Raw genomic sequence first — 9828 nt, 5'->3', positions numbered from 1 at the left:
TTATTTTTTAGTTATGTTATCTTTTGATTCAATTCGATTCTCTGTACTTTCAATATTAACGGTTTTATTTTCACCTTCGTCTGTCGATTCATCTTTTGAATATTCAGTCCAAATAAGAAAAATACCGCTAACTATCCATAACATTGATGAAAAGTAATTAGTCATACACAATGCAACAATCGCATAAACAATAAAAAGCGCACCTTTTACTTCCCTTTTATTACTTAAATTAATGGCAGTTAGAATGGGTGGTAAACTTATGATAAGAATTATTATTAATTCTATTGAAACAGCTATTTCAGGGCTAGGTCCTTTACTATATATATAAAAGACGAGGGTTATCCCTCTAACAATATAGACGTTATAACATATTTGAACTACGATGCCTATCCAAATGGCGATTTTTCCTATAATTAAATTCATGTTCATGATTAAACCCCGTTTATTTAAAATTTATACTTTATCCTAATATACCTTATTTTATTTAATTTTTATATGCAAAATAAAAAAATGGAGAACTTCAATATTTATAAAATATCAAAAGTTCTCCACACTATATTGTTTTATTATATTTTCGCTATCAATACGCTAAACCATCATACTTCCCTAAACATTACAGTGAACCTATTGCTCCACAAGATATACTTTTTCAGTATAGCACCTCATGCTGGCAAACTTATCTGCTAAAAACTGCTTCCAATTTCGCAATTGTTCTACGTCATCATCTAGTTTAAGTAATGCCAGTGGTACTTGAAGATTAAGGCAACGTCCTGAAATATTAAAGCGTGTCACACCTGCTGGCACAGTTTCCCCTTTATGAACAACCGCTTCAATTTCCTTATAACTTAATGGCTGATACTTCATGAGTACATCTTGCTTAGTCAGACCAGGACATGTACCTTGTGCAATTCTCTCTACAGAACAACATCCGCTATAACTGGCGACAACCTTTTCCCATACTTGAAAATGTGCTTCGCCTAAATCTTTCGTATACAAATATTGTTCTGTATCACCATGACACATCGTAATAAATGGCGCTTCTTGTCTTGTCTCAGTAGTCCATGGTAAGCGATGTTCTTGTTGTAACGTTTCCCACCATACACCAAATGGAACTTTATGTTGCCATGTACTAATTGAATATTGTGTTTCATGGATTTCTTGCACTGGAATCTTCTTACATCCTAACGCTTTCAAACTTGTATATCGATGCACACCATCTATAACCATATATCTACCATGTTGCATCGCTGTCACTAAAATAGGATGACGTATAAAATCATCTGCTTCAATACTGCTTTTCGTCTTTTCCAATCTTAAAGGTTCGAATGTTTCGTGAAGATCAATCTTATCTACTGGTACCAATTTTAAATGTTCATGAATATGATTCAATAGTTATTCATCCTCCTTTGTTTGCGTTAAATAAATAAATTCAGGATGTGGATGGCTTAAGAAATCGTGATGCGAAATAGACCATCCGTATGCACCTGCATATTTGAAAACAATAACGTCGCCTGTACTGATTGCATCTATCTGTACTTCTCTAGCAAAGACATCTTTTGGTGTACATAATTGACCGACTAACGTTGTGTCTTGTCTCGAAATTGAAACTTTTTCAAATGAATATGGATTATCTTTATAGCGATAAATGTCAAAAGGATGGTTATGCTGCCAAGATACCGGCAGTCTAAATTGTTGCGTACCACCTCTTAAAATGGCATACCAAGCACCATGTACTTTCTTAATATCTAGCACTTCTGTCACGTAGTAACCAATATGCGCCACAATAAAGCGCCCACATTCAAAGTTCAATGTCACATCTTCCATTTCTTGCTCAACGATAAGTGTTTTAAAATGTTCTACAAAATTATCCCATTCAAATTGGCTAGTTAAATCTGCATAGTTAACCCCTATACCACCACCAAGATTGATATGTTTGAGTGGAAATCGATGTTTTTCAGACCATGATTTTGCTTTTTTAAAATAAAGTTTCACTACATCGACATGTAAATTTGAATCTAAATTGTTAGAAATAGAATGAAAATGAAATCCATCTAGATGTATCTTTGGCATTGCTAGCGCAGCTTCAATGACATCATCAACTTCGTCTTCAGAAATACCAAATTGTGTTGGGCGTCCTGCCATATGCAACGTTGCATTGGGAAATGGTCCTGCTAAATTAACACGCAATAAAATGTGTTGTGTCTTATCTTCATCTTCTAAGATAGCATTTAACCGTTGTAATTCATGCATACTTTCCACATGAATACGTTGAATACCTTCGCTTACTGCATATCTTAGTTCCTCGTCAGTCTTACCAGGGCCACCAAATATAATATGATTTGCTGGTTTAAAAGCAAGACCTTTTGCTATTTCACCTTGAGATGCAACTTCGAATCCTTCAACATACTGACTAATTGTATCTAGGATTGTTCGTTCACTATTTGCTTTCATTGCATAGTACATCTGACAATTACTAGGCAATGACGATGTAATATGTTGCAAATGATGTTCCAGTCCGACTAAATCATAGATATAATGACAAACTGGATGAGCTTGTGCTTTTAATTGTTCAATAACAGGTTGAACTATACGCATTAGCCTTTATCCCCTTTCTGTTTAGACGTCGTTAGAGAGGCGCTTAAATGACGATAAATTTTTCCACGATCATCACCTAAAATAAATGTTTGTACACCTTGTGCATGCCATTTTGCAATATCTTCATCTTCACGTGGTAATGCACAAAAATGTTTACCATGTGCATTCACAACTTCAAACATATGTTGAACATGTGATGTTACTTGATTATCACGTGTTTGCCATGGTATACCAAGTGACTGGGATAAATCTGCGGCACCTTCGACTATCATGTCTAAACCTTCGACTTGTGCTATATCGTCAATGGCCATAACCCCTTCAACATCTTCTATCATGGCAACCACCATAATATGCTCATTAGCCATCTCCATTGCATCAAGTAATGGTGTACGTCCAAATCTTGCCATGCGACCACCATTCAAACTTCTTAGTCCTTGCGGGTAATAACGACTTAATTTCACAATATGTTCAACTGTCTCACGATCTTTAACATGTGGGACGATAATACCTCTCGCACCCATATCTAACACTTTAATGATATCTCTATCTATCACTGCAGTGACACGTACAATTGGTATGATATGCGCTGCTTCAGCTGCACGAATTAAATGCGCTAATGTCTCATCATTAATCGCCACGTGTTCTGTATCAATCACAACAAAGTCATAACCGCTTGCTGCAATAACCTCAATCATTAGTGGATCCGGTATGGAATTAAAAATGCCATAAACTGAATCACCATTGTTCAATCTATGTTTCAGAGATAGTTGTTGCATCAGTGATACCTCCTACACCTAATGGATTAGTAACATGATGAATTCTTAACTCGGAGTCATTTAATAAACGACGCGTCGTTAACTTTTCAACTTGAATTGTAGGTTCAAACAAATCGAAATATTGATAGTTATTCAACTCTGGAAATGCTTCTTGATACGCCTCGATAATGCCTTTAACCCATTGCCATTGCAGCTGCTCATCGATACCATATTGCTTTTCAATAAATAAGATGATTTCGGCGATATTAATAAAGAAAAATGCATCATGCAAAAAGTCGCGTACTAAACGTTCGTCATCTGTTTCAATAAATGAATTACTATTCACTTTTTTATGTGCTTCTGGCATTGGCTTTAATGTCAGGTCTGAAGCCGCTTCACTCAAATGCTCACGCTTAAAACGAACACCATCATGAAAATCTTTTAAAGCAATACGTGTAGGCCAACCATTTTCATGAATGAGCATCATATTTTGTGCATGCGATTCAAAGGCAACACCATGATAATAAAGCATATGAATCATTGGACGAATCGCTACAGATAAAAATTGCTTTGTCCAAGCTTCAGAACCATAATGTTCAATCCAATTTTCAATGAATGGTATACCATCCTTATCACTCGCATAAAGTGCATTAAACGGTATCGCATCCTCTTCATCGTTTAACATATGATATATATTTTCACGCCATATAACACCTAACGCACCATAAACTTTAGTTTGTTTATAAGGCGAAAGTTGTGTATTTAAATAAGACTGTCCTAAGACTTCCCCTAGAAAAGCTGTCTTTAATTCATCTTTTAAATACGTATCTTGTTGCTGTATCTGCTTTAACCAATCTGTAATTTGTGCTGCATTTTCAATTGTGTGAGGCGCCAATACTCGTTTCGTAGATGTATTCGTTATACTGATTGGTACCTTAAGATAATATTTCGTCGTGTCTATTGGCGACATCGTACGAATCGATTGTTGTGGGTGATATAGCTCATCACTTTCCCCCAACCATAGCACTGTGCCATTAAGCCTTTCTTCGGCCAAATCAACTTGAATGACATGTTCAAACTGCCATGGGTGTACAGGTATCATCTCAACATCATTTACATGTTTGCCAGACGCTTCAATTTGCTGTACAAAATGTTCATAAGTCTTATCGCCAACTTGTTGACGTAACATTTCGTTAACTGCAACATTTCTTGATACCGTCGTTTCTACTTTATCTTTGTCGATAGCTAACCATTGCAGTTTAACGTTTGGTACAAAGTCAGGACCAAATTTCAAATTATCACACAACGTAAATCCTAAACGTGATTTGTAACTTGGATGATATCGATGACCTTCCATCGCATAAAATTCATAGTCGTTAAATGTCTCAGGTGTTGCTGGTGGGTTTGTTTCTCGATACTGCATACTTTGTGTATCTTTTAGTTCTGTCTGTATTAACTCGACGATAAATTGTTCTAGCTTTTCATCATTTTTAGGAAATGTAAATACAGCCTCTCTCAATAATTGTGCATAGTCTGTCGTTGTAACTGTCTCATCTCCTTTGACACGTCCGATTGGTGAAGTGATACGAATACGATCAAAACTATGTGCCTTTTCAGCAGTAAAGTAATACTCTGAATCTTGTCCTTCTATTGTAAAATGACTAACACCGTCTTGGTATGACGTCTTATAAACAACGATATTCTCATAAATAAGTGATGATACCAGTTGATGCATGACTCTAGTCTTTACACGATTAAGAATTGCATTATTCACAATACGATACCTCCTTGTTATGACAAATTGGATTTGGTATATGTGTATAAATCGGGTTTCCACCACAATCATTCAATTTACTCATTAAATTCGCTTTAGCAGCAATTGTCTGTGATTGACATAAATCTTCAACACATTCAACAAACACTGCATTATCAGCGTATTCTTCCTTCCAATCTATAAGGCGACGCGCTACCAATTGCCACAATTCATCTTCATTCTGTGTTGCCTTACCAATTGTAGATACTAAATGACCTAAATGATTTACTACAACGTAATATTTAAGTCGATGCCATGCTTCGTCATGCGCATATACAACAGGACTTGATATAGATACTACATTGGGGATAAGTTGTTTTTCTGTAGCAATAGTAGTTGAAAGACAAATCCCTTCTAGATCTCTGACATAGCACACTTCAGGAATACCGTCTTTTAATTCAATCAATGTATTTTGTACATGTGCTTCCAGACTAATACCTGTGCTACTATATAAAGTTAATATCGGCAATAATGTGCGGTCTAAATAATATTCTAGCCATGCTTCCGATGTTAAACCGCTTTCATCAATTACTTGTGATAACTTAGACGTCGCTGAATCAGGCATTGTTTCAAATAATGAGGCCAATACATGAATATCCTTATCGGCATGGTAATTTGGTATCCCTTCACGAACAATCATGGCACTATTTGTTAATAAATCCATTTCAGGTTCAACTGATTGTCCTAGTGGATTAGGTAATAACGCACGGTATCCTTCTTCAAACATCAATTTAAAATGGGGTGTTTCAACCTCATCTTTAATCGATGCAATAACTTGCGCTGCATCAATCGTACGTTCAATCTGCTCAAGGTCATTTGTACGTATAAAGTTAGTAATTTTAACGTGTATCGGTAATTTCAAATAAATGTTTAATGCTTTTGAAAATACAGTTCTAACCGAAGACGTCGGGTACACTGAATCACCGGAAACGCCAAGGTCTTTTATTAAGCCTTGTTCACTATATTGCATAAACTGCGGATGTTGTCTCAACACACCAATTTGATAAGGATGTATCGGTAATAATATAAAGTCTTTAGGTAGTTCTGACATATCGATACCAGCTAATTGGTGTAATACTGTCGAAACTTGACTTTCCATATTTTCAACATAGCGCGTGAGCAGAACATCTTGATGCACCGCTAAATAATGCAATTGGAATGATGTATGACATTCGGGTGCATATTTCTCTAAATCCGCTTCTGAAAAACCACTTGCACTCTTAGGAGTTGGATGAAATGGATGACCTAAGTATAAAGATTGTTCTGAAACGATATAACGGTCCTCTGCGTAGTCTATTGTGCTACTTTGCAAATAACGCGCCGTGCGATGAATGCTATTATCGATGTCAGACATAATTTGCGCCATATGTTGTTGCACTGCCGTTTGATTATCTGCACTTTGAGCCATATGTTGTAAAATACGTGCAATTGCTTCTTTATAAGTTGTTATTTTTTTACTTTTTCCATCAATAAGCCATACCTCTGGATGATACATATGATGCCCCATCGCAGACCAATAGCGAAATTCACCCGTTAAAGTTTCGAGATCTGACAATTGTATAGACCATTGCTTCGCTTTTGATGGCTCTTGATATAAGTTTTCTTCTCTAAAATATTCATTTAAAATACGCTCGATAGCTGCATACGCTGCATATTGTATTAGTTCCTTATTTTGCACTTTTTTGTTTCAACTCCCATAATTTCATTAATGTGTGATCGTTGATTTGATTAGTGATGGTTGAACAAATTAAAAACAAACTACTTACTGCAAATACTACGCCCATAACGATAAACGTAGTAGCTGGTGTAGTATAACTAGTAATGGCAGCGCCACTGAGACTGCCAATAATTTGACCAACAACTAACATACTGTTCGTCGTTCCAACAAATGTGCCTTTAAGCTGCTGATGACAAGCATTTACAACAACAAACATGACACTTTGAATCAATGCACTATATGTTAATCCTTGAAGTATTCTTGCAGCCATTAAAAACTCTATATTTGTCGCTATACCTTGCAGTATCGCACTACAACCACATGCAATCGTGGCAAATATATATACTGATTTAACATATGATTTATCATTAAAGCGACCCCATAAAGGTGCGCTTAATATCGAAGCCGTCCAAAATGCGGACTGTAAAAATCCAATCACACTACGGTCATCTATCGCTGTATGATTCACTGATGAAGCAAGTGGTGATAATGCAGTTAGCATGCCATACATAGCAAAGTTTGCTAAAACGCCAACGATAATAAATCGACATGTTTGTTGTGTGCATAATAGACATTGAAATGAACGGCGAATACCCTTATTAATATTTAGTATTTGTGATTTTGGCATATGTGTCGTTTCAATCAATTTTAATGCACCGAAAACACAGACAATAAAAGTAATAACAGCAATACTCATTAGTAGTGCACCAAAACCTAATACCGAAGCTGTAACACCGCCGATTAACGGCCCCACAAGAGACCCTGCGCTTACTGAACTTTGCAGTCTTCCTAATACCTTGCCACGATCTTCAGCTGGTGCCTCTGCACTCGCAAACGCACTTGATGCATCAACAACGCCACCAAATAGTCCCTGCAATAACCTCACAAGTACAAACTGTAATGGTGTAGTACACAATGCCATTAAAAATAAACATATTGCTAAACCAAGTAACGCTCGCAATACCATCCATTTTCGGCTAATTTTGTCCCCTAGCTTTCCCCAAATCGGTGAAGCTATCATCGTCGTAACAGCAGGGGCAGCAATGGCAATGCCACTCCATAACTGTATTTCGACGATTGAAAGGTTTTGTAGTGATGCCATATAAATAGGCAATAATGGCACAAGCACTGTAAGACCAGCAATCGCGATAAACTGACTAAGCCATAAAATGCGAAAATTACTACGCCAGATAGACTGTTCAATCATATGTCACCATTGGATTTGGTACAGTAGTTAAACCAGAAGGCATACTACCTCCACCGCTACCTCGTTGATATAACAATGGCAATAAGATTTGCTTAAACGGCCATGTCTGTTTTTCAAATAAAATATGTCTTACCGCTAATTGATCAGCTGTAACCCAGGAAATATTTGCAACTTCATTTTTTAAAATTTGTTTTAACAATGACATAAGTTCATGCTCACTCACATCGAATAAATCTTGCATCATATCAATAATGGCATATAGATTTACCGATACCGCTAACGTTTGGAAATAAGCAAAGAATGTTTCTAAGTCTTCGTTTATCAAAGTGTTAGGCGTATCTTCTCTTACAACATATTGTGGCAAACAAAGTTGATGTGATGTCAGCCATGGTTTATAAATTCTGACTGTATCATGATCCCGTAACACGCATTTTTGTACGCGTCCGTCTTCAAATGACAACAATATATTTTGGCCATGTAACTCTGGTAATGCACCGTATTGCATAAATGATAGTGTTACCTTTAAAAAGACTTGTGCGATATCTTCAAATAACGTCATGATGTCATTTTTAGAAAGATTATCTTTTCCACAAATCATTTGATATAAGGTGCGATCATTTGCCGCGAGTGCTGCCATTGACACAAGTTGTTGTGCATTATTGTTAGCTAAGGATTCCGGATATTTTCTTAGCTGAACAGTTAAATGTCCTAATTGATCTTTGAAAATATCATTATCTTGACCCATATATGACCACCAAGCTGTTTCATCACAAACTGTCACATATTTAGCCAGTACTTCATCCTTTTCAATAAGTTGACGTAATAATCGTTCTGCTTGTTCGCCATTTTTCATATAGCGCGTAGGCGTTAACCTTAATGCACCTAATGACTGCATCGCAAATGGTACTTTGACATGATTATAAGGAGATGCGACGTCAATTAATGAACGCATACTTGAAGATGAAAGATAATCACCAAATCTTAGTGGCAGCAATACAACCAATTTCTCAGCAATCTCTTTCGCAAAGACGTTCGGCAGAATATGCTGATATTGCCAAGGATGTACCGGAAATAGTACATAGTCATCTATTGATAACCCTTGATCATTTAACATGTCTGTCGCTTGTTCTTTTATAGGTGCTGTCAAATTTTCTAATTCATCAATATTTGCAGTATCGCCGTGAATCATATGTGTCTTTTTAACAGCTGCAACCATTAAAGGAAATGATCGATTTAATTCAGCTTGATAAGCTTGATAGTCTGCTTCTGATAAGCCTCTTTTTTCTTTAGCTAGTGGATGAAATGGACGATCTTTTAAACTTGCAAACTGTTCTGACATCACAAAAGGATGTGACGCTAAATCTAACTCTGATAATTGTTTAGCAAGTTGTGTGGCTGCAGTAGTCAGTCCCTCTTCAACGCGAGATACTTCCCATTCCTGGCTTAAATCACTATTCATATTAGCGATTGTTTGCCAGAATTCAGCTGCAGTTAGTGGTTGTTTAGACGCCCTTCCATCTATCGTGATAGGTTTTGAACTTTCATAACGAAACATATTTAACGCGCTAAAATAGACAGGTATCTTTATTTGTTGATTCCCATTTTTATAAATCAATATCCTTTGTCCATGTTCCTTAGTAATCTCACTATTCGATACAATGCCAGCTATATCTTCAAATAATAGTGCATCAACTAAATCTCTTAATATTATCGTTTGTGCTGTATTCATTGCTTTATGAGT

8 protein-coding genes are annotated in these 9828 nt (G+C 36.4%); all 8 read right to left on the bottom strand.

Annotated elements, in window-relative coordinates; translation table 11 throughout:
* Complete coding sequence (locus CD116_RS00995; RefSeq protein WP_191239428.1) at nucleotides 1–429, bottom strand: hypothetical protein; 429 nt, start codon at nucleotides 427–429, stop codon at nucleotides 1–3.
* Nucleotides 430–624: 195 nt separating this feature from the next.
* Nucleotides 625–1389 carry a bifunctional transcriptional regulator/O-phospho-L-serine synthase SbnI gene (gene sbnI / locus CD116_RS00985; protein WP_047548401.1) on the bottom strand — a complete coding sequence of 255 codons (765 nt, stop codon included), beginning with the start codon at nucleotides 1387–1389 and terminating at the stop codon, nucleotides 625–627.
* 3 nt (nucleotides 1390–1392) lie between these two features.
* Complete coding sequence (gene sbnH, locus CD116_RS00980; protein ID WP_047548398.1) at nucleotides 1393–2595, bottom strand: staphyloferrin B biosynthesis decarboxylase SbnH; 1203 nt, start codon at nucleotides 2593–2595, stop codon at nucleotides 1393–1395.
* Nucleotides 2595–3371: a staphyloferrin B biosynthesis citrate synthase SbnG gene (gene sbnG, locus CD116_RS00975; protein WP_047530446.1), complete on the bottom strand. Its 777-nt coding sequence runs from the start codon at nucleotides 3369–3371 to the stop codon at nucleotides 2595–2597. Before sbnG ends, sbnH begins: the two co-directional genes overlap by 1 nt.
* Nucleotides 3346–5196, bottom strand: a complete 1851-nt coding sequence (gene sbnF, locus CD116_RS00970; RefSeq protein ID WP_078101646.1) for a 3-(L-alanin-3-ylcarbamoyl)-2-[(2-aminoethylcarbamoyl)methyl]-2-hydroxypropanoate synthase SbnF — start codon at nucleotides 5194–5196, stop codon at nucleotides 3346–3348. The genes sbnG and sbnF overlap by 26 nt, the downstream gene beginning before the upstream one ends.
* On the bottom strand, nucleotides 5117–6841 hold the full coding sequence (gene sbnE / locus CD116_RS00965) for an L-2,3-diaminopropanoate--citrate ligase SbnE (RefSeq protein ID WP_047548394.1): 1725 nt from the start codon (nucleotides 6839–6841) through the stop codon (nucleotides 5117–5119). The genes sbnF and sbnE overlap by 80 nt, the downstream gene beginning before the upstream one ends.
* Nucleotides 6831–8087: a staphyloferrin B export MFS transporter gene (gene sbnD / locus CD116_RS00960; RefSeq protein ID WP_047548391.1), complete on the bottom strand. Its 1257-nt coding sequence runs from the start codon at nucleotides 8085–8087 to the stop codon at nucleotides 6831–6833. Before sbnD ends, sbnE begins: the two co-directional genes overlap by 11 nt.
* Nucleotides 8080–9816: a staphyloferrin B biosynthesis protein SbnC gene (sbnC, locus tag CD116_RS00955; RefSeq protein ID WP_047548471.1), complete on the bottom strand. Its 1737-nt coding sequence runs from the start codon at nucleotides 9814–9816 to the stop codon at nucleotides 8080–8082. Before sbnC ends, sbnD begins: the two co-directional genes overlap by 8 nt.
* Nucleotides 9817–9828: the final 12 nt, after the last annotated feature.

This window comes from Staphylococcus schweitzeri, from assembly GCF_002902405.1.
Classification (GTDB): domain Bacteria; phylum Bacillota; class Bacilli; order Staphylococcales; family Staphylococcaceae; genus Staphylococcus; species Staphylococcus schweitzeri.
This window is presented reverse-complemented; position numbering and strand designations above follow the sequence as displayed.

Excerpts from the sequence above, each read along its gene's own strand:
- sbnD (WP_047548391.1), bottom strand. The coding sequence starts at position 8,087 with ATGATTGAACAGTCTATCTGGCGTAGTAATTTTCGCATTTTATGGCTT.
- sbnF (WP_078101646.1), bottom strand. The coding sequence starts at position 5,196 with ATGATTGTGGTGGAAACCCGATTTATACACATATACCAAATCCAATTT.
- sbnG (WP_047530446.1), bottom strand. The coding sequence starts at position 3,371 with ATGCAACAACTATCTCTGAAACATAGATTGAACAATGGTGATTCAGTT.
- sbnH (WP_047548398.1), bottom strand. The coding sequence starts at position 2,595 with ATGCGTATAGTTCAACCTGTTATTGAACAATTAAAAGCACAAGCTCAT.
- sbnC (WP_047548471.1), bottom strand. The coding sequence starts at position 9,816 with ATGAATACAGCACAAACGATAATATTAAGAGATTTAGTTGATGCACTA.
- CD116_RS00995 (WP_191239428.1), bottom strand. The coding sequence starts at position 429 with ATGAACATGAATTTAATTATAGGAAAAATCGCCATTTGGATAGGCATC.